The organism is Mesorhizobium sp. P2_E10 (genome assembly GCF_056404235.1).
The window spans coordinates 737,245-759,179 of the sequence record NZ_JBFUEK010000002.1 but is presented as its reverse complement, the minus strand read 5'-3'; the positions used below and the strand labels follow the sequence as shown (position 1 = coordinate 759,179).

The window sequence follows — 21,935 nt, the reverse complement described above, 5'->3', positions numbered from 1 at the left end:
GTCAGCCCAGCCGCTCTACATAGACCTTGATGCGGCCGCCGCAGGACAGGCCGACCTGCCAGGCGGTCTCGTCGGCGACGCCGAACTCGAGCATCTTGGCCTTCCCTGAGTCGATGACGTCGATCGCCTCGGTCACGACAGCACCCTCGACACAGCCGCCGGAGACCGAGCCGTGGAAATTGCCTTCCGCGTCGATGACCAGATGGCTGCCCACCGGACGCGGCGCCGAGCCCCAGGTTTCGACCACAGTGGCAATGGCGACATCCTTGCCGTCCTTCATCCAGCCTTCCGCGATGATCAGCGGGTCGCGGGCCTCATCGAGATAAATGCTGTTGTCCATCGTCGCTTCTCTCAGAGTCTGTTTATGATCCGGCTATCGCCAATTCGCGCAAGCAAATGCATGGTCAATCGATCACCGCGAATGCGTCAACTTCGATCAGATAGCCGGGCGACAGGCTCGCCACACCAAGCACCACGTCAGCCGGTTTGTGATCTCCGAACAGCCCTAGCCGAGCCTTTTCGATGATCGGCAGGCATTCATCGCGATCGTAGTTGACGACATAGATCGTGATCCTGGTGACCTCAGTAGGCGCCGCACCGGCAGCGGCAAGTGCCCGGCCGAGATTGGCAAACACCTGGCGCGCCTGAGCCGCAAGATCACCGCGGCCAACAAGCTTGCCGTCCAGGTCCTCGGGCTCCTGACCCGAGATGAAGACCAACTTGCTCCCTGTCGCAACGACGACCTGGCTGTAGGTCTGCGGAATTGGCAGGTCCTTGGGATTGATGCTTTGGAGCGTCATCTATCGGGTCTCCGGTGCGGTGATTTTTTCCGGGAGTCTGTTTTCCGCTGGATAAACATATGGCTATGCGGCGTGCCTGGCGCCAGCGTCCAACCAACGACGCGGATCGACGGAAGCAGCCGACTTCTTGTCCAGCGAGGCGCAGAGATCGGCGAGCGCATCGAGATTGTGCACCGAGCGGAACTCGTCGACATGCGGCAGCATCGCCTTGACGCCGCGGGCGCGGGCTTCGAAACCGTCGAAGCGCAGCAAAGGATTCAGCCAGATCAGCCGCCGGCAGGATTTGTGCAGCCGCTCCATCTCCTCCGAGAGGCCAGCGACATCGTCGCGCTCGAGCCCGTCGGTGATCAAAAGCACCACCGCGCCCTGCCCCAGCACGCGCCGCGACCATAGCTTGTTGAACTCGGCCAGCGTGTCGCCGATGCGGGTGCCGCCCGACCAGTCCTTGACCGCCGCCGAACTCTCGGCAAGTGCCGCATCGGGATCGCGGTGGCGCATCTGCCGGGTCAGGTTGGTCAGCCTGGTGCCGAAGACGAAAGCATGCACGCGCCGGCGTTTTTCGGTCAGCGCATGCAGGAAATGCAGAAAAATGCGCGTGTACTGGCTCATCGAACCGGAGATATCGGCCAGCACCACCAGCGGTGGATGAACCTCGCGCGGCGACCGGAATTTTGGCAGGATCAATTCGCCGCCGGTGCGCGCGGCCGAGCGCATCATGGCGCGCGGATCGATGCGGCGGCCGTGGGCGTCGGCCTTGAAGCGCCGCGTCCTGACCATGTCGAAGGGCAGCCGCAGCTGGGCGATCGCTTTCTTGGCGTCGGCCATCTCGGCGGCGTTCATCTGGGCAAAGTCCTTGCCTCGCAGCACCTCATTGCCGGAAAAGGTGAAGCGGGCGTCGACCTCGATCTCGGGGATTTCCTGCACCGGCTGGTTCTTCTGGTGCCCCTCGAACATCGCCTGGCTGACACGATTTTCGGCCGCGCGCGGTTTTTGCTTTTCCCTGGCGTCCGGCGCCACCGGCGAAAACATCGCCAGCATCTTTTCGATCAGCTCGCGCGATTTCCAGAACAGCCGGAAGGCTTCGTCGAAGGTGGGATGATCCTCGTGCCGCGACACCAGCACGGCGTGCAGCGTCCAGTAGAAATCGTCGCGCGAGCCGATGCCGGCGGCCAGCACCGCCTCGATGGCATCCTTGACCGAGGCCGGCCCGACCCGCATGCCTGATTTGCGCAAGGTGCGGGCGAAATAGACGATGTTGTCAGCGATGCGCCCGTCGGGGGTGGCCTCTTTCGGTTCGGGGCGTGCCATAGCTCCTACTCCGCCGCCGCAAGCTCGGCTTTCACCTCGTTGAGGATGCGCCGGCCTTCGCCCTGTTCGATGCGGGCAATGTCGTCCTGGTATTTCAACAGGACGCCGATCGTGTCGGAAACCGTCTCCGGGTCGAGCGCCACCTTGTCGAGTTCGGTCAGCGCGCCGGCCCAGTCGATGGTCTCTGCGACGCCAGGCACCTTGAACAGTTCGATCTGGCGAAGCTTCTGGATGAACGACACCACTTCCGCCGAAAGCCGCTGGTTGGCCTGCGGCACCTTACGGCGCACGATCTCCAGCTCGCGCTCGGCATTGGGATAATCGACCCAGTGATAGAGGCAGCGCCGCTTCAGCGCGTCGTGGATTTCACGGGTGCGGTTGGTGGTGATGATGACGATCGGCGGCTCCTCCGCCTTGATCGTGCCGAGTTCTGGCACCGTCACCTGAAAGTCGGAGAGAATCTCGAGCAGGAACGCCTCGAACGCCTCGTCGGTGCGGTCGAGCTCGTCGATCAGGAACACCGGCGCGGCGCCTGCCTTGCCGGTCAGTGCATCGAGCACCGGGCGGCGGATCAGGTATTTTTCGGAAAAGACGTTGCGCTCCATGTCGGAGCGGTCGACCTTGCCGGCTGCCTCCTCCATGCGGATCTCGATCATCTGCGCGGCGTAGTTCCACTCGTAGACGGCTGACGAGACATCAAGGCCTTCATAGCATTGTAGCCGGATAAGCCGGCGGCCAAGCGCCTGCGCCAGCACCTTGGCGATCTCGGTCTTGCCGACACCCGCCTCGCCTTCGAGAAAAAGCGGCCGCTTCATGCGCAGCGACAGAAACAGCACGGTCGCCAGCGAACGGTCCGCGACATAGTCCGCGCCGGTCAGGAGATCGAGCGTCTCGTCGATCGTCCGCGGTGCCGGGCGCGGTTTCAACTCGGTCATTCTTTCTCCATCAGCGCCGCCGGTCCGTTTCACAGAACGTGGTAGCCGCGGTTGTGGTAGATCAGCGGCCGCAAATTATCGCCCATGCGCAACCCTGTCACCTTGCCAAAAAGCACACGATGGGTGGCCAGATCCTTGGTGTCGATCAGTTCGCAGTCGAACACGGCAAGCGCGCCCTTCAGCGTCGGCGCGCCGGTCGAGATGACATCCCATTCGCCGAGCGCAAAGCGCTCCTCGACCGGCAGGCCGGTGATGCCGGAAAAGCCGATCGACAGCGGCTCCTGGTCCGAAGCCAGCGTGTTCAAGGCGAATCTGCCGTTTTTCACGAACGGCTCGTTCTTGGGATTTTCGCGGTTGAGGCAGACCAGAATGGTCGGCGGCGTGTCCGATACCGAACAGGCGGCGATGACCGTCGCGCCGCGCCTGCCGGCAGGACCGTCGGTGGTGACCACATGGACGTGACCGGCAAAATGGGCCATCGCGTCGCGATAGGCCTGCGGCCCGATGTCGTTCTTCTTCAGCACGGATGATTTTCCACAGTCAGAACCCAAGCGTTATATATGGCGGCATACGATATGCCACAAGCGAAGTGGTTGACCTCTCTTCCCGGAATTAGCGTGTTGCACCAAGGCCGGGCAGCCTTTAGGTCTTGGCGGCAAATAGTGCCAGAAGCGTAAGGCCGGCACGGAGGAATCCATCGCTCGAATGCGACCCTGGACAAGAACAATAGCGGCGCTGGTCTGGCTGTCTGTGGCCGGCGGCGCGAACGCGCAGACGCTGCTGGTCGGCGTCGCCGCGCCCTTGTCGGGTCCGTCGGCGCTGCTGGGCAAGCAGATCGAGACGGGCTCCGGCCTCGCAGCCGAGGCGAACGGCGTCGAACTCCGGACGGTCGACGATGCCTGCACGGCCGATGGCGGCGCTGCCGCCGCCCGGGATTTCGTTGCAGCGAAGGTCAGCGTGGTCGTCGGCTTTCTCTGCACCGACGCGATCACGGCGGCGCTGCCGATCCTGAAAGACGCCAACATACCGGTCATCACCGTTGGCGTGCGCACCGAAAGCCTGACCGATCGCCGCGCCAAGACTGGCTGGCCGGTCTACCGCCTCGGACCGCGCGGCGACGACGAACGCAATGCTGTCGCAACCATCCTCACCCGCCTGTGGCAAAACGAGCTGTTCGCCATCGTCGATGACGGCACCATCTATGGCCGCGAAATGGCCGAGACGTTTCGCGCCGCGGCGGAGCAGGCGGCGCTGAAGCCGGTGTTCGTCGATACGTTCCGGCCGCAGTTGGACAACCAGATCGGTCTGATCGGACGGCTGAAGAAGGCCGGCGCGACGCGTGTGTTTGCCGGCGGCGATGGCGACGACATCGCCATCATGGGCCGCGACGCCGGCCAGCTCGAAGCCGGCATCGTCTTTGCCGGCGGCGAGAACATGCGCACACCGCCCGGCGACGTGCCCTATGCCACGGGCACGCTGATGATTGCGCCGCCGGAATGGGCCGAAGTCGCCGATCCCAAGGTGCTGGAAGCGTTTGCCGCACAAAACATTGCGCCCGATGGCTACACACTGCCGGCCTATGCTGCGGTGGAAATCGCCAAGGCCGCCTCCGCTCTTTCGGAAACCACCGGCAAGCCGCTGACTGAGGCGCTCACCGCGCATGATTTCACCACCGCGATCGGACCGATCCGCTTCGATGAAAAGGGCGACCTCAGCCACAACCCCTTCCGTGCCTACCGCTACGACGGCGCCCATTTCGTGCCGGCGGAGACCAACTGATGTTCCGCACCGGTCCGCGCAATCTCATCACCGATGTCGCCGGCCTCCGTGTCGGCAACTCATCCGACGCCAGGCTGAAGTCGGGGGTGACCACCGTGCTGTGCGATGAACCGGCGGTCGCCGGCGTACAGGTATTGGGCGGCGCGCCGGGCACGCGCGAGACCGATCTGCTCGAGCCGCACAATTCGATCGAGGCGATCCATGCCGTGGTGCTTTCGGGCGGCTCGGCCTTCGGCCTGGATGCCGCTTCCGGCGTGCAAGCGGCATTGCGCGAAAAGGGCATCGGCGTGGAGGTCGGCGGCTTTCGCGTGCCGATCGTGCCGGCGGCCATCCTGTTTGACCTGCGCAATGGCGGCGACAAGGATTGGGGCCGCTATCCACCCTATCGCGACCTTGGCTATGAAGCGGCGCAGGCCGCGGCAATCGACTTTGCGCTCGGCACGGCCGGCGCCGGCACCGGCGCGCTGAGTTCCGGCCTGAAGGGCGGACTTGGCTCGGCCTCGTTGGTGCTGGACAGCGGCGTCACCATCGGTGCGCTCGCCGCCGTTAATCCGACCGGCTCGGTCACTGTCGCCCGAACCAGGCATTTCTGGGCGGCGCCGTTCGAGATCGGCGATGAATTCGGCGGGCTCGGATACCCGTCGCCGATGCCGGAGGATGCGAAAAGGATCCTGCTTAAATACCGCGACAAGCATTTCACGGGACAGGCCGGCGGCAACACCACCATCGCCGTGATCGCCACCGACGCAGTTCTGACCAAGGCGGCGGCCAAGCGTCTGGCGATATCGGCGCATGACGGTTTCGTCCGCGCCATCTGGCCAGTCCACACGCCGGCCGATGGCGATCTGGTGTTCGCGCTGGCGACGGGCAGAAGCGGCATTGAACTCACCGCCGATGCGGCGATCGACCTCTACGCCGCGGCCGGCGCCACCATGGCGCGCGCCATCAGCCGCGGCGTCCACGCCGCGACGCCGGCCGATGGCGACCTGTTCCCGGTCTGGTCGTCGCGCTGATTGCGCGGCTACACATCAAACCGGGTCGGACCGTTCTTCCTCGAAAGTGACTGCGACATCCGAGTTTGCCGACAGGCGCACCTTGTTGCCCTCGACCTCGGCGATCAGGCTCGACGGGATATAGTGGTGATGCCCCTTGTGCGCGCCCTGCCCGCTGTCGAGCTTGGTCAGTTTGATTCGTTCGCCCTCGACCTTGTCGACCGTGCCGACATGGACGCCGTCGGCGCCGATCACTTCCATATGTTCGCGAATTTTGCTGGTGTCGGTCATGGTGGGTCTCCGTTGAAGCTGCCGACAACAACTAATGGCGACGGGATTGGATGCATCGACCTTGTGTTTTAGACAGCACGACGTTTTGACCGCGTCGTGATAGGTGATCGGTCGACATTGGCTGCCGGAGCGAAACCGATGCGAATACTGGTCCTGTTTGCCGTTTCCTTGCTTGCCCAGTTTGCGACATCCATCGCCGCTCATGCCGGCGATGTCGCCGAGCTTGAAATCCTTGGCTTCACTGGGGATGGCGGCGTCTTCGCCTTCGAGGAGTATGGTGTCTATGACGGGTCGGGCTTTCCCTATGCCAACCGCTATTACATCGACACCAGCAACGACAGTTTCCTGCCGGGCACGCCGATCCGGGTCCGGCTCGACGACGAGAATGCCACGCTCGACGCAGCGCGCCTCCAGGCGCGGCAAAAAGGCGAGGCGATCGTCAAGCAGGCGGAGCTCACGGCCAATCGTGGCATCACTGCCGGCTTCAACCCGGTGACCGAACTTTCGGCCGACCCGTTCCGCATGGTGGTGAACCCGCGCCCCATCTTTTCGCCGGTCGATCCCCCGCTCGAGTTCCGGCTCGATGAGATTGGCATGAATGACACCGAAGCCTGCCAAAGCTACGGCGAAATCAACGGTTTTCGCCTGCTGCGCATCGAGGCGAACGACGACGGCCAGACCCACCTGCTGCATCAGGACAAATCGATCCCCAAGAGCCGAGGGTGCCCGAACGGCTATCGGATCGGCGCGGTGCAGACGTTTTCAATGGACAGCATCAGCACCTATGCGGTGCTGATCGCAGTGCGCCAATACGGCTTCGAAGGGCCGGATTTTCGCTGGATCGCGGTGACCGGCCGCCTGTGACACCTCCTGTTCAATCCGCAACACCCAACCCAGGCTCCGAGCGTTTGCCGGGCCGAGTCCGGCGTGCCCTGCCCTCGCTTCGGGTCGCTCTTTTCGGCGCCTTGCTGTGGGCTGCGGCGATGGGCGTCAGCGCGCTGGTCAATCTGTGGCTGGACGATTGGGAAACCCCGGCGAAGATCCGCTTCGTCTTCTTGCTGTTTGCCGCCGGCGGCGCGCTGGCCTTTCCGGTCGGCCTGTTCGCGGCCCGGCTGGTCTCGCTTGGACGGCATTGGGAAGTCGCCCTGGCGGCGGCCTTTGTCTGCCTCCTCGTCGCGACGATCGGCTTCACCGGCGGGCTATTCGCGCTGCAATACCGCTCCTACTACGCCGAGTGGCATTCGCCCGCCTTCACCATCACCTGGGCCTTCCAGTTCGTGTTCACGATGTTGACGGCGCTCTACCAGTTCGTTGTCCTGGGCATCCGGCTCTATTTTCCACTCGGTTTCATCGCGTTGGCGCTCGCCAGCGTCTGGTTTGCGCGCCGGCAGCGTTGAGCATTTTGTCTGCCTCTGTTAGGACGCGGGCAAAAGCTCTCGACACGTCAGGACTGACCGATGATCCCTCGCTATTCCCGGCCGGAAATGGTCGCCATCTGGTCGCCAGAAACCCGGTTCCGCATCTGGTTCGAGATCGAAGCCTATGCGTGCGATGCGCTGGCCGAACTCGGCGTCATCCCGAAGGAAGCGGCGAAAACCATCTGGGAAAAGGGCAGCGCGGCGAAATTCGATGTCGAGGCGATCGACGAGATCGAGCGCGTCACCAAGCACGACGTCATCGCTTTCCTGACTCATCTTGGCGAATTCGTCGGACCGGACGCCCGCTTCATCCACCAGGGCATGACCTCGTCGGACGTTCTCGACACCTGTTTTGCGGTGCAGTTGACCCGCGCCAGCGACATCCTGCTCGCCGACATTGACGGCCTGCTTGCCGCACTCAAGCGCCGCGCCTTCGAGCACAAGGACACCGTCACCATCGGCCGCAGCCATGGTATCCATGCCGAGCCGACCACTTTCGGCATCAAGCTGGCGCAGGCCTATGCCGAATTCTCGCGCTGCCGCGAGCGGCTGGTGCACGCTCGGGAGGATATCGCCACCTGCGCCATTTCGGGCGCGGTCGGCACTTTCGCCAATATCGACCCCTATGTCGAAGAGCATGTGGCCAAGAAGCTCGGGCTGAAGCCGGAGCCGGTGTCGACACAGGTCATCCCGCGTGATCGCCACGCCATGTTCTTCGCCACGCTGGGGGTCATCGCCTCGTCGATCGAGCGGCTGTCGATCGAAATCCGCCATTTGCAGCGCACCGAAGTGCTGGAGGCGGAAGAATATTTTTCGCCGGGCCAAAAGGGTTCGTCGGCAATGCCGCACAAGCGCAATCCGGTGCTGACCGAAAACCTCACCGGCCTTGCCCGCATGGTGCGCTCCTTCGCGCTGCCGGCGATGGAGAACGTGGCGCTCTGGCACGAGCGCGACATTTCGCACTCCTCCGTCGAACGTATGATCGGGCCGGATGCGACGGTGACGCTCGATTTCGCGCTGTCACGGCTGACCAGCGTCGTCGACAAGCTGCTCGTCTACCCCGACAACATGCTGAAGAACATGAACAAGTTCCGCGGCCTGGTGCATTCGCAGCGCGTCATGCTGGCGCTGACGCAGGCCGGCCTATCGCGCGAAGATTCCTACCGGCTGGTACAGCGCAACGCCATGAAAGTTTGGGAGCAAGGCGCTGATTTCCTTGAGGAACTTCTGGCCGACAAGGAAGTCACGGCAGCCCTGCCCGAAGCCGAGATCCGCGAGAAATTCGACCTTGGCTATCACACCAAGCATGTCGACACGATCTTCAGGCGCGTGTTTGGATAGGTAGCTCCCTTCTCCCCGTATAGTGACGGGGGGAAGGAAGCTGTGCCACAGTCCAATCACGCCTTGCCGGGAACAGTCCTTATGACCGTGCCCCACGGATCTTCACGCGTGGTTTCGCCGGTCACATTGTCCGAGCGCATCTCGACCCAGGCCAAGCCCGTGCGAGCCGGATCGCGGCGGCCGGCGCCGGCGCTGTGCCAGGCGTTGGCGCCGATGTGATGGTGATAGCCGCCGGACGACAGAAACACCGCCTGGCCGCCATATTTCGCCACCGTGTCGAAACCGAACTCCTGGTTCCACCAGGCTTCGGCGTCTTCCGGCCTGCCGACGCGCAGATGCACGTGGCCGACAATGCTGTTTTCCGGCGCGCCCTGCCAGCCGGCGTCGCCCGCCGGCACATCGGCAACGACAGACGGCAGGTTCAGCCGCTCGGTCGCCATGGCGATCTTGTCGCCATTCCATTTCCAGTCCTTCGGCAGGCGGTCGGCATAGATTTCGATGCCGTTGCCCTCGGGGTCGGTCAAATAGAGCGCCTCGCTGACCAGATGGTCTGATGCGCCTTCGATGCGGATCTTGTTGGTGGCGGCATGGTTGATCCAGCGGCCGAGATCGGCGCGACTCGGCAACAGGAAGGCGGTGTGGAACAGACCGGCGCTGCGCGGATCGTCGGGCTTTGCCGCCGCATCCGCCTCGATGACGAGCAGCGGACGGTTGGCGGCGCCGAGCGAGATGGCGCCGTCGGCGCGGCTCAATTCCTGCAGGCCGACGACCTGGCGGTAGTACGCGGCGAGATTTTCGGAGTCGCGCGCCTTCAACCCGACGCGGGCAACGCTGACGGGAGTCGTGGCGGCAAAGGGCAGTTCACTCATCTGATGCTCCATTCGGCCGGCGTCCGACGAGCCCCCAAAAGCCAAGGACCCGGCGCCAGCGATCACTGTACGTCGTCTTTCTCTTCCTGACGACAGATCGTCGATCGGCATCGTTCACACAAGATGGCAAGAAGCGAACATGGTGTTCACTATTGTGATCAGATGCGCGGCTCATCACGGTTGCATGACGCAGCAGTGCTCGCTATTTCAGCGCCATGAAAGTCAGGGAAGCAGATATTCTCATCGTGCCGGGCTACACCAATTCCGGCCCCGAGCATTGGCAGAGCCGGTGGCAGTCAAAACTGTCGACGGCACGCCGCGTCGAGCAGACGGAATGGTCGAAGCCGGTGCGCGAAGACTGGACTGCGAGCGTGGCCAAGGCGGTCAACGAGGCCGAGCGGCCGGTCGTCATCGTCGCGCATTCGCTTGGTGTCGCCGCTGCCATCCAGGCCATGCCGCAGTTCGAGCGGCCGGTCGCCGGTGCCTTCTTCGTGGCCCCGCCCGATGTCGCCAATCCGAAGTTAAAGCCCAGGCATCTGATGACCTTCGGTCCTTACCCGCGCGAGCCGTTGGGGTTTCCCTCGGTGGTGATCGCCAGCCGCAACGACCCGTTCTGCGCGTTCGACGTGGCCGAAGATATTGCCGGCGCCTGGGGCTCGCTGTTCATCGATGCCGGCGAGGCCGGTCACCTCAACGCGGATTCCGGCTTCGGCCCGTGGCCCGAGGGATCGATGACCTTCGCCAAGTTCCTGACCGATCTCTAGGAGTCAGGATCTGTTAATCTGGTCGATTTAGACTGTTTTGAATCGTAGCGTATCGGACAAGCCAAGATTCTGTTGCAGCGAGACAAAAGGCCAATGCTTGCGCAAGGACGATTCACTTGAGTTCCTGAGGGGCGTCGCTGCTCTCGTCGTTCTGAATTGGCATACTTTGCTTGCGTTTGCGCCTTCGGCAAGCGGCATTTTCGCGGACGGTCCGGCCAACTCGCTGCAGACAAGCTTCGCTTTCGTCGCATTCAACGGCCCATCAGCCGTGTATCTGTTCTTCGTGCTGTCTTCTTTCGTGGTGGTGAAACGCTATTTCACCAGCCGCAAGATGCAAGACCTGGGGCTGGCCGCCATCAAACGCCTGCCGCGTCTTGCCGGCCCAGTCCTCGTCACGGTGCTGGCCTCTTGCCTGGTCTTCAAGCTTGATCTCTACTTCTTCAGCGAAGCGAGCACGCTGACCGCGTCGCCCTGGCTAGCCAGCTTCGCCTATGCCCCAAAGGTGCTGTCGCCGGAAACGGCGAGCTTTTCCGAAGCGTTCACAGAAGGCGCCTGGCGAACGTTCGTCTTCGGTGACAACTATTACGACACCAGCCTGTGGACCATGTGGTTCGAGTTCTGGGGCAGTCTTGCCGCCTTTATCCTCGCGCCAATTCTCTTCTTGCTGCATGACCGCACACCCCTCCTTGCCTGGGTCGCCCTTTTCATCGGCATGTTTGTGGCATGGTCGATCAACTTCATGCTCGTGGCCTTTCCAGTTGGCCTTTCGCTCTATCTGGTGCTTGCCTCGACGTTTCGCCCGAATGCGCGGTTGAGGGCGGTGATCGTGGTGGTCGCGCTGGTCCTGCTGGGCTATGCCGGAAATGCAGTCGGCGCCTACCGCCCCCTGGCCATTCTGGACTTCAACGGCCTCAGCGCCGAGATGCGGCAAGCCTACGTCGCCATCCCGGCCAGCGTCATGCTTGTCTATGCCGTGTTGACGATGGAGAGCCCGCCATCATGGATGACGGGCAAAGTGGCACGTTTCCTGGGCGATCTGTCGTTTCCGCTCTATCTCGTGCATGCGCCGGTCATTTGCTCCCTGGGATCATGGGCCCTTCTGACCAGCGGCTCCGCTCCGATCGCCGCCGCCGTGGCGATGCTGGGCTCGATCATCGTTGCGTTGCCACTCGTGGTCTTCAACAATTGGTGGGTTGCCGCGCTCGGCAATCTGGTTGGCAGGCTTAGACGCCGCGGCGGTATGGTGGTCGCAGCGCCTGAGGCCGCCAATATCTGATTGCGGGCCGCTTTTGCGAGAAGCCGACAGATCAGGATCCGATCGAATCCCTGACGCTCTTGATCAGCGTTTTGGCTCCAAGCGCAATCAGCGAATGGTCAGAGCCCATAGCCAGCAACCGATAGCCCATGGCCACGACGCGGCCGGCAATGGCCGGCTCGATGACATAGATCGCGGCATGCTTGCCGGCCTTGCGTGTCCGCTCGGCGACTGAAGCCACGGTTTCCATCATGCTTTCCAGCGTCGAATTGACGGTGGCACCGTTCGACCAGGCGATCGAGAAATCCGAGGGCCCGAGGAAGATGCCGTCAATGCCCGGCGTGTCGAGGATGCCGTCCAGCGCATCGAGTGCGGCACGTGTCTCGACCATGGCGAAGGCCATGGTGCGCTGGTTGGTGTCGCGCAGCCATTCGGCCTGGTCGCCCTTGCCATGGCGCGGAAAGGCATAGGTCGGACCCCAGGAGCGCTCGCCAAGCGGCGGATATTTCATGGCGGCGGCAAACAGTTTTGCGTCGGCCACCGAATTCACCATCGGCGCAATCACCGCCTCGGCGCCGAAATCAAGTGCGCGGCTGGCCATATCGAAGCGGCCGACGGGAATGCGCACCAGCGCCGGCTTGTTGGCGGCCAGCACCGGCACGAGGCCGCGCAACACGCTGTCTTCGTGATGACCGCCGTGCTGCATGTCGAGCGTGACGGCGTCGAACCCCTGCTTGGCGATGATTTCCACCGTCAAGGCATCCGGCACCCCGGACCATGCTGTGAACAGCGTTTCATCCGCCGCCAGGCGTGATTTTAGGGACATTGGCGATTTTCCTTGTTGGCTGGCGCAGTTTCAGCCGGAAACGGCGGCAAAGGCAAAGAAAAACCGCCCGGCTGGGCCGGGCGGTCGATTGGTCCAGTCATTCTTTGTTTGTCGCAGGTTCTGTCGCAAAACCGCAGGACACTTTTGCGGAACGTGCTTCGGCTGGATCAGGTGTTCTTGATCTGGTCGATCGCCTGCGCCATCAGCTCATCCATGGTGCGGCGGATCTGATGATCGGACTGGGCAACGCCGGCCGCATCGAAATCCGCGCGAATCTTGCGGAAAACGTCGTGATCGCCGGCTTCCTCGATGTCGGCGACAACCACCTCCTTGGCATAGGCGTCAGCGTCCGCCCCGGTCTTGCCAAGCTTTTCGGCAGCCCACAGGCCAAGCGCCTTGTTGCGGCGCGCCGCGGCCTTGAACCGAAGTTCCTCGTCGAATGCGAATTTGCGCTCGAAGCCCTCTTCGCGGTCTTTCATGCTGCTCATGGCATCCCTCCGGTACAGTCCGATTCGTTTGACGGTGAATATGTGTTGCCGAAGCACAAACCAAAAGGCCGCGGGTCGGTCAATATGCTACCTTACTTGCTGCGCTGCGGCATTTCATTCCCGAAAGCGGTTGATTGGAAGGATTTGCCGATTGAGCAAACGATGTGATTGGGATAGACCCGGCATTGAACCCTATCGTAGCCGCACTATTTCAGGCTAACGGACAGGAACTGGTCGCTAGCCGCCTGCCCGGAAATCCAGAGAAAAATCAGATGAAAAATCGCCGCCGCATTTATGAAGGCAAGGCCAAGATCCTCTATGAAGGACCCGAACCGGGCACGCTGATCCAGTTCTTCAAGGACGATGCGACCGCGTTCAACAAGAAGAAACACGAGGTCATCGACGGCAAGGGCGTGCTCAACAACCGCATTTCCGAGTATATTTTCAACCATCTCAACCGCATGGGCATTCCGACCCACTTCATCCGCCGGCTCAACATGCGCGAGCAGCTGATCAAGGAAGTCGAGATCATTCCGCTCGAAGTGGTCGTGCGCAATGTTGCCGCCGGCTCGCTATCCAAGCGCCTTGGCATCGAGGAAGGCACGGTTCTGCCGCGCTCGATCATCGAATTCTATTACAAGGCCGACGCGCTCGACGATCCGATGGTGTCGGAAGAGCACATCACCGCTTTCGGCTGGGCCAGCCCGCAGGAAATCGATGACGTCATGGCACTTGCCATCCGCGTCAATGACTTCCTCTCCGGCCTGTTCCTGGGCGTCGGCATCCAGCTCGTCGACTTCAAGATCGAATGCGGGCGCCTGTTCGAGGGCGACATGATGCGCATCGTCGTTGCCGACGAGATTTCGCCTGACTCCTGCCGGCTGTGGGACGTGGCGACGCAGGACAAGCTCGACAAGGACCGTTTCCGTCGCGATATGGGCGGGCTGGTCGAAGCCTATCAGGAAGTTGCCCGCCGCCTCGGCATCATGAACGAGAACGAGCCGCCGCGTCCGGCCGGACCGGTGCTTGTCGCCTCGACCGATGGCATCAAAGGCAAGCCGCACTAACAATCCTACCGCTCAACATAGAACAGGAGCATGTCCAGCGTGATCAAGGCCCGCATTACCGTCACCCTCAAGAACGGCGTGCTCGACCCGCAAGGCAAGGCGATCGAACACGCTCTATCCGGGCTCGGTTTTGGTGGCGTCGGCACGGTGCGCCAGGGCAAGGTGTTCGATGTCGAGCTTTCGGAGACCGACAAGGCCAAGGCCGAGGCTGACTTGAAAGCCATGTGCGACAAGCTGCTGGCGAATACGGTGATCGAGAATTACGCGGTGGAGATAGCCTAACGTGAAATCAGCCGTCGTTCTTCTGCCTGGCCTCAACCGCGACCGCGACATGATCGCGGCGCTTACCAAGATTTCCGGGACACCCCCGTCCACCGTCTGGCAGACCGACACTGAAATCCCCGATGTCGACCTGATCGCCATTCCGGGCGGCTTCTCGTTCGGCGATTATCTGCGCTGCGGCGCGATTGCCGCGCGCATGCCGGTGATGCGGGCGGTTGCCGAAAAGGCGGCCAAGGGCGTCATGGTCATCGGTGTCTGCAACGGCTTTCAGATCCTGGTCGAGGCCGGCCTGCTGCCGGGCGCCTTGATGCGCAACAGCTCGCTGAAATTCGTCTGCCGTGAGGTGAAGCTGCAGATCGCCAATGCCAACACCATGTTCACCCGCCGCTATCAGCCGGGCCAGATCATCCGCTCACCGGTGGCGCATCATGACGGCAATTACTTTGCCGATGCCGAGACGCTGGCGCGCCTCGAAGGTGAAGGCCAGGTGGTGTTCCGCTATGCCGAAGGCACCAATCCCAACGGCTCGATCAACGACATTGCCGGCATCATCAACAGCCAGGGCAATGTGCTCGGCCTGATGCCGCACCCCGAAAACCTGATCGAAGCAGCCCATGGCGGCAGCGACGGCCGGGCTTTGTTCGAAGGTGCGCTTGGCATCGCCGCTTGAATTTCCTCAACGCAAGCACCGCAAAAAGCGGGCAAATCCAACACATTAGGGAGAGACGGTCATGAAACTCTATTCGCGGCCGTTGTCGCCCTACTCGTCGATCGTGCGGGCGCTGGCCTACATCAAGAACGTGCCGCTCAAGGTGATCGCGCCGCCGTCGGGATTTCCAATCCCCGAAGAATTCCGCGCCATTTCGCCACTCAACCGGATTCCGGTGCTGATCACCGGCTCCGGCGAAACCATCGTCGAATCGGTGGTCATCGCCGAATATCTGGAAGAGCGGTTTCCGGAGCCGGCACTGCTGCCGCAGGATTCGAAGGACCGGGCGCTGGTGCGCATGTTCGCCCGCATCACCGATCTCGATGTGCTTGCCCCGATGATGAAGCTGTTCGAGCTGTATTTCGTGCCGAAGCGCAACGACGCGGAGATCAAGGCGCAATTCGCCCGCCTGCATCACGGACTGGCGGCGATCGAGGCCCGCATGGCGCAAGGGCCGTTTGCGCTCGGCGACGACATCAGTTTCGCCGACGCCTGGCTGACGCCGACCCGCTTCATCTTCAACAATTTCCGGGTGACGACCGGGCACCATGACCTGCTTGAAGCCTATCCGAAATTCGATGCCTATGAGCAGATCGCCTTGCAGCACCCGGCGCTGTCGCGGGTCTGGGGCGAGATGACGGACGGGCTGAAAATCTTCCTTTCCGAACTCGAGATGGGCGCGGCCTGAGCATGACATCGACGATCGCCCGCCTCTGTCTTGTCGCCACCGCCTGCTTTGTGCTCGCCTCCTGCCAGTCGACGCCAAAGAGCGCGCCGGTGCCCATGGGCAAGAGCGCTTCGCTGCTCGCCATGGAGCAGGTGGCGATCGCTGCCCACAAATGCTGGATCGCCAGCAAGGACCCGGCCTTCAAATCGTATCAGATGGCCAATGAGCTGAATTCGTTCAGCGGCACGCCGCGCTTCCTGCTGGTGCCGGCCAAGCATTATGGCGGCAAACCGCTGCTGGTCGTGCAGGCGCAAGGCAATTCGAGCCACGTCGACGCATTCGGCCCACTGATGGCCGATCCGCTCGGCGCCCGCATCGGGTCGGACATTGCCCGCTGGCAGGCCGGCAATTCAGCCTGCAACGCGGCCGCGTAGCCCGATGGGCCGGTTCCTGCAGCTCGCGGGTCTGGTCATCGGTCTGGCCGGGCTTGTCCTGCAATTCTGCATCACCATTCCGGCGTCGATGGAAGCCGGCCGCAGCCTGCTCGGCTCCATCGTCTTCCTGTTCAGCTTCTTCACCATCTTGACCAACATCGGCGCCGTGCTGGTCCATGCCTCGTTGTTGTCGTCAAGCGGCTACGCTTGGCTGCCGGCCTTTGCCGGGCCGCGCATACGGGCAGGCGTCGCGGTTTCCATCACGCTGGTTTTCATCGTCTACGCCACGGTTCTGGCGCAGCTTTGGCAGCCGCAAGGGCTGTTCCTGCTCTGCGATGTCCTGCTGCACTATGTGACGCCGGTGCTGTTCGTGCTGTGGTGGCTGGTGGCGGGCGCGGACGGCTCGACGCGGTGGCGCGACATCTCATGGTGGATGCTCTATCCGATTGCCTATCTGGTCTATGCGCTGGCGCGGGCGCCAATAGCCGGCGAAGTGCCCTACCCGTTCCTCGATGTCGCCAAAAACGGCGCGGCCAGCGTCGCCATTGCGGCGCTGGCCATCACCGGGCTTTTTCTCGTGCTGTGCATCATCGCGGTCGTTGTTGACCGCGGCGTCTCGCGCCTCAGGACGTCAAGCGTCCGTTAGCTGATCCGGACCTCCGGTCCAGATCATGATTCTTGTTTGACTATGATCTTTTCCAAAAACCGGATTCCACTTTTTGGGATCATGGTCCTAATCCCAGAACGGCCTGATGCCCTCGCGGTGCGCATCGCAACGCGAGACGCCGATATCCTTGAGTTGCTCGTCGGTCATCTCCAGCAAGGCCAGACGGCCGCGCCGGCGATCCAGCAGGTTGCCAATCCAGCGCGCGGCCGATGCGACCACGTACACAAGGCGGCTGACATAGGTTCGCCGGGCCGACGGCCCGAGCGACGCATAGGGAATTGTCTCGATTGTATCCATTGTCTTTCTGCCAAAATCCGAATTGTACCCTTTTTGGTACGCGGCTGATATGTATTGACTCCCAATTCGGTGCAATATAGAAAATTGTCACCATGACAAATTGGCTCCCAGACCTTTCCGCCGGCACCGGCCCGCTTTATCAGCGTCTTGCTGACAGCATTGAGTCAGATATCGACCGGGGCGTGATCGATGCCGGGGCAAAACTGCCGCCGCAGCGCGACCTCGCCTACGACATCGGCACCACTGTCGGCACGGTCGGCAGGGCCTACCAGTTGTTGCGCGAGCGTGGACTGGTGAGCGGCGAGGTCGGTCGTGGCACCTATGTTCTGGCGCAGCAATCTGAAGCGGGAAGCCCCGAATTGGTCGAAACCGCCGTGCAGGGCACACGCTATGTCGATGCGCCGCCCGGCAAGCTGCGCTTCGACAGCACCGCCGCGCCCGAGATCGGCCAAGGCGCCATTGTCGCCGACATGCTGTCGCGCACGGTGCAGGATCATCCGCACGAGATTTCCAGCTACACCAGGGATTTTCCGGAGCGCTGGTTCGAGGCCGGCGCACGCTGGCTGTCGCGCAATTCGTTCCGCCCGGCGGCAGAGACCATCGTTCCCACGCTCGGCACCCATGCCGCCGTGATGGCGGCGATCGCGGCGTTGACCACGCCAGGCGACTATGTCGCCTTCGAGCACCTCACCTATTCGCAGATTTCGCGCAGTGCCGGGCTGATCGGCCGGCGCACGGCGCTGGTGGCATCGGACGAGGAAGGCCTCGATCCCGAGGATTTCGAACGTGTCTGCGCGCAAAAGCACCCGAAAATGATCTTCCTGATGCCGACGGTGCAGAACCCGACGCTGGCGATCCTCTCGGCAGCGCGCCGCGAGGCGATTGCGCGCGTGGCGCGTGCGTACAATGTCATCCTCATCGAGGACGACCTCTATGGCGGCCTGACCTCGGATCCGACGCCGTTGCTCGCCGAATATGCGCCTGAGCGCACCATCGTTGCCGGCGGCCTGTCGAAGTCGGTCGCCGCCGGCGTTCGCGGCGGCTGGCTCTCCTGCCCGCCCGCCTATCGCCATCGCATCCGCGTCGCCCACAAGATGATGAGCGGCGGCATGCCGTTCCTGCTGGCAGAAGTGAATGCCCGGCTGGTTCTGTCGGGCCAGGCCGGCGACATCCGCAAGCGCAGTATCGCCGAAATCGGCGCCCGCATCGCGATCGTGCGCGAGACGCTGGCCGGCTTTGCGTTCAAGTCGCATGAGAACGTGCCCTTCGTCTGGCTGACGCTGCCCGACCCCTGGCTGTCCGGCACCTTCAGGAGCGCCTGCCTCGAACATGGCGTGCTCCTCGACGACGAGGACGAGTTCAAGGCGGGACGCTCCGAGCAGGTTTTTCACGGCGTTCGTTTCGGCGTTTCGCAGCCGAGGCGGCGCGAGGACATTGCCGGTGGCGTCGAAGCTATCCGGCGGCTGCTCGACGAAGGCCGCGCCGGCTACGACAGTTTTTCCTGAGTTCGCTTTCGGCCGGGCCTGACAGGTGACGCGCTGCCGTTTTCCGGCGTTTTTCCTCATCCGAAGGGGTGTATCGCGCCAAAGCTTGCGATAAGAGGGGACTCAGAAATCCCCCTCTCCCACGGATACCAATCGCCGCCCATGACCATTTCCAATTCCGTGCCGATCACCCCGGAACTCATTGCCGCGCACGGGCTGAAGCCCGACGAATACCAGCGCATCCTCGACCTGGTCGGGCGCGAGCCGAGTTTTACCGAGCTCGGCATCTTCTCGGCGATGTGGAACGAGCACTGCTCGTACAAGTCTTCGAAAAAGTGGCTACGCACGCTGCCAACCACCGGGCCGCAGGTCATCCAGGGACCAGGCGAGAATGCCGGCGTGGTCGACATCGGCGATGGCGACTGCGTCGTCTTCAAGATGGAGAGCCACAACCACCCCTCCTACATCGAGCCCTACCAGGGTGCGGCGACCGGCGTCGGCGGCATATTGCGCGACGTCTTCACCATGGGCGCGCGGCCGATCGCGGCAATGAACGCGCTGCGCTTCGGAGCGCCTGACCATCCCAAAACCAGGCATCTCGTCTCGGGCGTCGTCTCCGGCGTGGGCGGCTACGGCAATGCCTTCGGCGTGCCGACGGTTGGCGGCGAGGTCAATTTCGACGCCCGCTACAACGGCAACATCCTGGTCAACGCCTTTGCCGCCGGTCTTGCCAAGACCGATGCGATCTTCCTGTCGGAAGCCAAGGGCGTCGGCCTGCCGGTCGTCTATCTCGGCGCCAAGACCGGCCGCGACGGTGTCGGCGGCGCCACCATGGCTTCGGCCGAATTCGACGACAAGATCGACGAGAAACGCCCGACCGTTCAGGTCGGCGACCCCTTCACCGAAAAATGCCTGCTGGAGGCCTGCCTCGAACTGATGGCGTCCGGCGCCGTCATTGCCATCCAGGACATGGGTGCCGCCGGCCTCACCTGTTCGGCGGTCGAAATGGGCGCCAAGGGCGACCTCGGCATCGAGCTCGACCTCGACAAGGTGCCGGTGCGCGAGGAGCGCATGAGCGCCTATGAGATGATGCTGTCGGAAAGCCAGGAGCGTATGCTGATGGTGCTGCGCCCCGAGAAAGAGAAGGAAGCCGAGGCGATCTTCCACAAATGGGGCCTCGACTTCGCCATCGTCGGCAGGACCACCGACGACCTGCGCTTTCGCGTGCTGCACCAGGGCGACCAGGTCGCCGACCTGCCGATCAAGGACCTTGGCGACAAGGCACCCGAATATGACCGCCCCTGGACCGAGCCGAAGAAGCCGGCGGCGCTTGCCGCAAGCGATATTCCGCAATCCGACGTTGCCGATGCGCTGCTGAAGCTGCTTGGCGGACCGGACCAGTCCTCGCGCCGCTGGGTCTGGGAGCAGTATGACACGCTGATCCAGGGCAACTCGCTGCAGCTTCCCGGTGGCGATGCCGGCGTGGTGCGCGTCGAAGGCCATCCCACCAAGGCACTGGCCTTCTCCTCCGATGTGACGCCGCGCTATTGCGAAGCCGACCCTTACGAGGGCGGCAAGCAGGCGGTGGCCGAATGCTGGCGCAACCTGACCGCCACCGGCGCGCTGCCGTTGGCCGCCACCGACAATCTCAATTTCGGCAATCCGGAACGACCCGAGATCATGGGCCAACTGGTCGGCGCGGTGAAAGGCATTGGCGACGCCTGCCGCGCGCTCGGCTTCCCGATCGTTTCCGGCAATGTCTCGCTCTACAACGAGACCAACGGCCAAGGCATCTTGCCGACGCCGACCATCGGCGGCGTCGGACTGATTGCCGATTGGTCGAAGATGGTGCGGATCGGCTTTGCGGCGCAAGGCCAGATGATCCTGCTGGTCGGCGCGCCACACATGTGGGGCACGCATCTCGGCCAGTCGGTCTATTTGCGCGATATCCATGGCCGCACCGATGGCCCGCCGCCGCCGGTCGACCTCGACCATGAAAAGCGCGTCGGCGACCATGTGCGCGCGCTGATCGCCTCCGGCGTCGTCACATCGGCGCATGATGTCTCCGATGGCGGCATCGCGGTGGCGCTGGCCGAAATGGCGATGGCCTCCGGCATCGGCGCGACCGTGCCCGGCCTTGCCGGCACAGATCCGATCCCGGTCTGGTTCGGCGAGGATCAGGGCCGTTATCTCTTGACGCTGTCGATCGATCCGCAGAGCGACGAATGGGACGCCATTCGCGAGCAGCAAAGCAAGCTCGGCATCTTCGCGCCGTGGATCGGCTCAACCGGCGGCAGCGAATTGAAACTCGGCGATGCCAGGGCGATACCGGTCACGGAATTGACCGCCGCCCACGAGGGATGGTTCCCGCGCTTCATGGATCAGGCCATTTGACAAAGCTGGCCGTCCGGGCGCTGCTTGCAGTCGTTTTCTGGCCGTCGCTGTTCTTCTTCTGGTTTCTCGGACCGTTCGTCTTTTTCCTGCTGTCGACGACCGGAAGCGAGGTTTGTCCCCGGCTGGAAACGCGGGCGGCGTTTCTTACCGCGGCCAACGGCACGATTTTGATGCTGGCCGTCCAGAGCCTCGTCTATGCGGTGCCGATCCTGTGCCTGGTCCTTTGGGACCGGCTTTCACCGGAGCCGGCGCGGGCACGGCACATCGTCACCTGCGTCAAGCTCTTTGCCGTTACCGTCGTCATTGGCGTGCTGTGGGCGTATGGTTCCTCGCTCGTCTGCGACGGCTACGGCCAGACGTTCTTCTCACCCCTCTGGCAGTGGACGAGTTACCTCCCCATCGTCAGTCTGATGATCAACATTCCACTCTATGTGCTGACCTTCAGCCTTGGCCGCGCCTTCTCGACACGCGAGGATGTTGCCGAGAACGATGCTTCCCAAACAAACCAAGATGTCCCTTGAGCCTCCAATCGTGGCGCGGAACCGCTTCAATCCGAACCCGAAAGGCTTTAGGCTCACCCCGACTCTCATGACGCGGGCTGCACCGCTCCCCCGCTTGAAACAGGATTTTGCCATGGCAATGGACGCGCACGACATCGAACGGCTGATCAAGGAAGGCATTCCGGACGCCAAGGTGACGATTCGCGACCTGGCCGGCGACGGCGATCACTACGCGGCCGAAGTGGTGGCCGAAAGCTTCCGCGGCAAAAGCCGCGTCCAGCAGCACCAGATGGTCTATGACGCGCTGAAGGGCAATATGGGCGGTGTGCTGCATGCGCTCGCGCTGCAGACCAGCGTTCCGGAGTAGC

27 protein-coding genes are annotated in these 21,935 nt (G+C 62.9%); 17 read left to right on the top strand and 10 right to left on the bottom strand.

Annotated elements, in window-relative coordinates; translation table 11 throughout:
- Nucleotide 1: 1 nt before the first annotated feature.
- The 5 genes from AC1D0N_RS08455 to AC1D0N_RS08435 all read right to left on the bottom strand — a co-directional run bounded on the left by AC1D0N_RS08455 (nt 2) and on the right by AC1D0N_RS08435 (nt 3,567).
- Nucleotides 2-340, bottom strand: a complete 339-nt coding sequence (locus AC1D0N_RS08455) for an XdhC family protein (RefSeq protein ID WP_287205644.1) — start codon at nt 338-340, stop codon at nt 2-4.
- A 64-nt stretch (nt 341-404) separates the two neighbouring features.
- A complete protein-coding gene (locus AC1D0N_RS08450; protein WP_477242967.1) occupies nt 405-800 on the bottom strand; it encodes a RidA family protein in 396 nt (131 codons plus the stop codon).
- Nucleotides 801-863: 63 nt separating this feature from the next.
- Nucleotides 864-2,108, bottom strand: a complete 1,245-nt coding sequence (locus AC1D0N_RS08445) for a vWA domain-containing protein (RefSeq protein ID WP_477242966.1) — start codon at nt 2,106-2,108, stop codon at nt 864-866.
- Between the two features lie 5 nt (nt 2,109-2,113).
- The gene (locus AC1D0N_RS08440) at nt 2,114-3,043 is read right to left on the bottom strand and encodes an AAA family ATPase (protein ID WP_477242965.1); all 930 of its coding nucleotides are present in this window, start codon (nt 3,041-3,043) and stop codon (nt 2,114-2,116) included.
- Nucleotides 3,044-3,072: 29 nt separating this feature from the next.
- Nucleotides 3,073-3,567: a flavin reductase gene (locus AC1D0N_RS08435; protein WP_477242964.1), complete on the bottom strand. Its 495-nt coding sequence runs from the start codon at nt 3,565-3,567 to the stop codon at nt 3,073-3,075.
- Between the two features lie 181 nt (nt 3,568-3,748).
- On the opposite strand from AC1D0N_RS08435, the gene AC1D0N_RS08430 reads away from it, so the two are divergent.
- Nucleotides 3,749-4,822: a branched-chain amino acid ABC transporter substrate-binding protein gene (locus AC1D0N_RS08430; RefSeq protein ID WP_477242963.1), complete on the top strand. Its 1,074-nt coding sequence runs from the start codon at nt 3,749-3,751 to the stop codon at nt 4,820-4,822.
- Nucleotides 4,822-5,835, top strand: coding sequence for a P1 family peptidase (locus tag AC1D0N_RS08425; protein ID WP_477242962.1), 1,014 nt, complete (start codon nt 4,822-4,824; stop codon nt 5,833-5,835). The genes AC1D0N_RS08430 and AC1D0N_RS08425 overlap by 1 nt, the downstream gene beginning before the upstream one ends.
- A gap of 15 nt (nt 5,836-5,850) precedes the next feature.
- On the opposite strand, the gene AC1D0N_RS08420 is transcribed toward AC1D0N_RS08425, so the two are convergent.
- Nucleotides 5,851-6,105: a DUF2171 domain-containing protein gene (locus AC1D0N_RS08420; protein ID WP_477242961.1), complete on the bottom strand. Its 255-nt coding sequence runs from the start codon at nt 6,103-6,105 to the stop codon at nt 5,851-5,853.
- Between the two features lie 138 nt (nt 6,106-6,243).
- Here AC1D0N_RS08420 and AC1D0N_RS08415 point away from each other — a divergent pair, with 138 nt between their 5' ends.
- The 3 genes from AC1D0N_RS08415 (at nt 6,244) to purB (ending at nt 8,864) form a co-directional block, all read left to right on the top strand.
- Nucleotides 6,244-6,969 carry a DUF2259 domain-containing protein gene (locus AC1D0N_RS08415; RefSeq protein WP_477242960.1) on the top strand — a complete coding sequence of 242 codons (726 nt, stop codon included), beginning with the start codon at nt 6,244-6,246 and terminating at the stop codon, nt 6,967-6,969.
- A 119-nt stretch (nt 6,970-7,088) separates the two neighbouring features.
- On the top strand, nt 7,089-7,502 hold the full coding sequence (locus AC1D0N_RS08410; protein ID WP_477242959.1) for a hypothetical protein: 414 nt from the start codon (nt 7,089-7,091) through the stop codon (nt 7,500-7,502).
- A 60-nt stretch (nt 7,503-7,562) separates the two neighbouring features.
- A complete protein-coding gene (gene purB, locus AC1D0N_RS08405) occupies nt 7,563-8,864 on the top strand; it encodes an adenylosuccinate lyase (RefSeq protein WP_477242958.1) in 1,302 nt (433 codons plus the stop codon).
- 56 nt (nt 8,865-8,920) lie between these two features.
- Here purB and AC1D0N_RS08400 read toward each other — a convergent pair whose 3' ends face one another.
- Nucleotides 8,921-9,733 (bottom strand): VOC family protein, encoded by an 813-nt coding sequence (locus AC1D0N_RS08400; RefSeq protein WP_477242957.1) that lies wholly within the window; start codon nt 9,731-9,733, stop codon nt 8,921-8,923.
- Between the two features lie 215 nt (nt 9,734-9,948).
- On the opposite strand from AC1D0N_RS08400, the gene AC1D0N_RS08395 reads away from it, so the two are divergent.
- Both AC1D0N_RS08395 and AC1D0N_RS08390 read left to right on the top strand, forming a co-directional pair.
- Nucleotides 9,949-10,497, top strand: a complete 549-nt coding sequence (locus AC1D0N_RS08395; protein WP_477242956.1) for an RBBP9/YdeN family alpha/beta hydrolase — start codon at nt 9,949-9,951, stop codon at nt 10,495-10,497.
- A 97-nt stretch (nt 10,498-10,594) separates the two neighbouring features.
- A complete protein-coding gene (locus tag AC1D0N_RS08390; RefSeq protein ID WP_477242955.1) occupies nt 10,595-11,773 on the top strand; it encodes an acyltransferase family protein in 1,179 nt (392 codons plus the stop codon).
- 31 nt (nt 11,774-11,804) lie between these two features.
- Here AC1D0N_RS08390 and AC1D0N_RS08385 read toward each other — a convergent pair whose 3' ends face one another.
- The gene (locus tag AC1D0N_RS08385; protein WP_477242954.1) at nt 11,805-12,578 is read right to left on the bottom strand and encodes an HpcH/HpaI aldolase family protein; all 774 of its coding nucleotides are present in this window, start codon (nt 12,576-12,578) and stop codon (nt 11,805-11,807) included.
- Nucleotides 12,579-12,745: 167 nt separating this feature from the next.
- On the bottom strand, nt 12,746-13,066 hold the full coding sequence (locus tag AC1D0N_RS08380; RefSeq protein ID WP_477242953.1) for a DUF1476 domain-containing protein: 321 nt from the start codon (nt 13,064-13,066) through the stop codon (nt 12,746-12,748).
- Nucleotides 13,067-13,338: 272 nt separating this feature from the next.
- On the opposite strand from AC1D0N_RS08380, the gene purC reads away from it, so the two are divergent.
- The 6 genes from purC (at nt 13,339) to AC1D0N_RS08350 (ending at nt 16,871) form a co-directional block, all read left to right on the top strand.
- Nucleotides 13,339-14,133, top strand: a complete 795-nt coding sequence (gene purC / locus AC1D0N_RS08375) for a phosphoribosylaminoimidazolesuccinocarboxamide synthase (RefSeq protein WP_477242952.1) — start codon at nt 13,339-13,341, stop codon at nt 14,131-14,133.
- 39 nt (nt 14,134-14,172) lie between these two features.
- The gene (gene purS, locus AC1D0N_RS08370) at nt 14,173-14,415 is read left to right on the top strand and encodes a phosphoribosylformylglycinamidine synthase subunit PurS (RefSeq protein WP_477243119.1); all 243 of its coding nucleotides are present in this window, start codon (nt 14,173-14,175) and stop codon (nt 14,413-14,415) included.
- A 1-nt stretch (nt 14,416) separates the two neighbouring features.
- A complete protein-coding gene (gene purQ / locus AC1D0N_RS08365; RefSeq protein WP_477242951.1) occupies nt 14,417-15,085 on the top strand; it encodes a phosphoribosylformylglycinamidine synthase subunit PurQ in 669 nt (222 codons plus the stop codon).
- A 61-nt stretch (nt 15,086-15,146) separates the two neighbouring features.
- The gene (locus AC1D0N_RS08360; protein WP_477242950.1) at nt 15,147-15,812 is read left to right on the top strand and encodes a glutathione S-transferase family protein; all 666 of its coding nucleotides are present in this window, start codon (nt 15,147-15,149) and stop codon (nt 15,810-15,812) included.
- A 2-nt stretch (nt 15,813-15,814) separates the two neighbouring features.
- On the top strand, nt 15,815-16,225 hold the full coding sequence (locus AC1D0N_RS08355) for a hypothetical protein (RefSeq protein ID WP_477242949.1): 411 nt from the start codon (nt 15,815-15,817) through the stop codon (nt 16,223-16,225).
- Between the two features lie 4 nt (nt 16,226-16,229).
- Nucleotides 16,230-16,871, top strand: a complete 642-nt coding sequence (locus AC1D0N_RS08350) for a Pr6Pr family membrane protein (RefSeq protein ID WP_477242948.1) — start codon at nt 16,230-16,232, stop codon at nt 16,869-16,871.
- An 87-nt stretch (nt 16,872-16,958) separates the two neighbouring features.
- Here the strand turns inward: AC1D0N_RS08350 and AC1D0N_RS08345 are convergent, their stop codons facing one another.
- The gene (locus AC1D0N_RS08345) at nt 16,959-17,189 is read right to left on the bottom strand and encodes a DUF1127 domain-containing protein (RefSeq protein ID WP_477242947.1); all 231 of its coding nucleotides are present in this window, start codon (nt 17,187-17,189) and stop codon (nt 16,959-16,961) included.
- A 92-nt stretch (nt 17,190-17,281) separates the two neighbouring features.
- Here AC1D0N_RS08345 and AC1D0N_RS08340 point away from each other — a divergent pair, with 92 nt between their 5' ends.
- The 4 genes from AC1D0N_RS08340 (at nt 17,282) to AC1D0N_RS08325 (ending at nt 21,934) form a co-directional block, all read left to right on the top strand.
- Nucleotides 17,282-18,694 carry an aminotransferase-like domain-containing protein gene (locus tag AC1D0N_RS08340; protein WP_477242946.1) on the top strand — a complete coding sequence of 471 codons (1,413 nt, stop codon included), beginning with the start codon at nt 17,282-17,284 and terminating at the stop codon, nt 18,692-18,694.
- A 141-nt stretch (nt 18,695-18,835) separates the two neighbouring features.
- Nucleotides 18,836-21,067 (top strand): phosphoribosylformylglycinamidine synthase subunit PurL, encoded by a 2,232-nt coding sequence (gene purL, locus AC1D0N_RS08335; protein ID WP_477242945.1) that lies wholly within the window; start codon nt 18,836-18,838, stop codon nt 21,065-21,067.
- On the top strand, nt 21,064-21,588 hold the full coding sequence (locus AC1D0N_RS08330; protein WP_477242944.1) for a hypothetical protein: 525 nt from the start codon (nt 21,064-21,066) through the stop codon (nt 21,586-21,588). The genes purL and AC1D0N_RS08330 overlap by 4 nt, the downstream gene beginning before the upstream one ends.
- A gap of 112 nt (nt 21,589-21,700) precedes the next feature.
- On the top strand, nt 21,701-21,934 hold the full coding sequence (locus tag AC1D0N_RS08325; RefSeq protein ID WP_023798252.1) for a BolA/IbaG family iron-sulfur metabolism protein: 234 nt from the start codon (nt 21,701-21,703) through the stop codon (nt 21,932-21,934).
- Nucleotide 21,935: the final 1 nt, after the last annotated feature.

Excerpts from the sequence above, each read along its gene's own strand:
- AC1D0N_RS08445 (WP_477242966.1), bottom strand. The coding sequence starts at position 2,108 with ATGGCACGCCCCGAACCGAAAGAGGCCACCCCCGACGGGCGCATCGCT.
- AC1D0N_RS08400 (WP_477242957.1), bottom strand. The coding sequence starts at position 9,733 with ATGAGTGAACTGCCCTTTGCCGCCACGACTCCCGTCAGCGTTGCCCGC.
- AC1D0N_RS08430 (WP_477242963.1), top strand. The coding sequence starts at position 3,749 with ATGCGACCCTGGACAAGAACAATAGCGGCGCTGGTCTGGCTGTCTGTG.
- purL (WP_477242945.1), top strand. The coding sequence starts at position 18,836 with ATGACCATTTCCAATTCCGTGCCGATCACCCCGGAACTCATTGCCGCG.
- AC1D0N_RS08455 (WP_287205644.1), bottom strand. The coding sequence starts at position 340 with ATGGACAACAGCATTTATCTCGATGAGGCCCGCGACCCGCTGATCATC.
- AC1D0N_RS08340 (WP_477242946.1), top strand. The coding sequence starts at position 17,282 with ATGACAAATTGGCTCCCAGACCTTTCCGCCGGCACCGGCCCGCTTTAT.
- AC1D0N_RS08325 (WP_023798252.1), top strand. The coding sequence starts at position 21,701 with ATGGCAATGGACGCGCACGACATCGAACGGCTGATCAAGGAAGGCATT.
- AC1D0N_RS08450 (WP_477242967.1), bottom strand. The coding sequence starts at position 800 with ATGACGCTCCAAAGCATCAATCCCAAGGACCTGCCAATTCCGCAGACC.
- AC1D0N_RS08360 (WP_477242950.1), top strand. The coding sequence starts at position 15,147 with ATGAAACTCTATTCGCGGCCGTTGTCGCCCTACTCGTCGATCGTGCGG.
- AC1D0N_RS08410 (WP_477242959.1), top strand. The coding sequence starts at position 7,089 with ATGGGCGTCAGCGCGCTGGTCAATCTGTGGCTGGACGATTGGGAAACC.
- AC1D0N_RS08355 (WP_477242949.1), top strand. The coding sequence starts at position 15,815 with ATGACATCGACGATCGCCCGCCTCTGTCTTGTCGCCACCGCCTGCTTT.
- AC1D0N_RS08425 (WP_477242962.1), top strand. The coding sequence starts at position 4,822 with ATGTTCCGCACCGGTCCGCGCAATCTCATCACCGATGTCGCCGGCCTC.
- AC1D0N_RS08380 (WP_477242953.1), bottom strand. The coding sequence starts at position 13,066 with ATGAGCAGCATGAAAGACCGCGAAGAGGGCTTCGAGCGCAAATTCGCA.
- AC1D0N_RS08350 (WP_477242948.1), top strand. The coding sequence starts at position 16,230 with ATGGGCCGGTTCCTGCAGCTCGCGGGTCTGGTCATCGGTCTGGCCGGG.
- AC1D0N_RS08385 (WP_477242954.1), bottom strand. The coding sequence starts at position 12,578 with ATGTCCCTAAAATCACGCCTGGCGGCGGATGAAACGCTGTTCACAGCA.
- purB (WP_477242958.1), top strand. The coding sequence starts at position 7,563 with ATGATCCCTCGCTATTCCCGGCCGGAAATGGTCGCCATCTGGTCGCCA.
- AC1D0N_RS08440 (WP_477242965.1), bottom strand. The coding sequence starts at position 3,043 with ATGACCGAGTTGAAACCGCGCCCGGCACCGCGGACGATCGACGAGACG.
- AC1D0N_RS08345 (WP_477242947.1), bottom strand. The coding sequence starts at position 17,189 with ATGGATACAATCGAGACAATTCCCTATGCGTCGCTCGGGCCGTCGGCC.
- purC (WP_477242952.1), top strand. The coding sequence starts at position 13,339 with ATGAAAAATCGCCGCCGCATTTATGAAGGCAAGGCCAAGATCCTCTAT.
- AC1D0N_RS08415 (WP_477242960.1), top strand. The coding sequence starts at position 6,244 with ATGCGAATACTGGTCCTGTTTGCCGTTTCCTTGCTTGCCCAGTTTGCG.
- AC1D0N_RS08395 (WP_477242956.1), top strand. The coding sequence starts at position 9,949 with ATGAAAGTCAGGGAAGCAGATATTCTCATCGTGCCGGGCTACACCAAT.
- AC1D0N_RS08420 (WP_477242961.1), bottom strand. The coding sequence starts at position 6,105 with ATGACCGACACCAGCAAAATTCGCGAACATATGGAAGTGATCGGCGCC.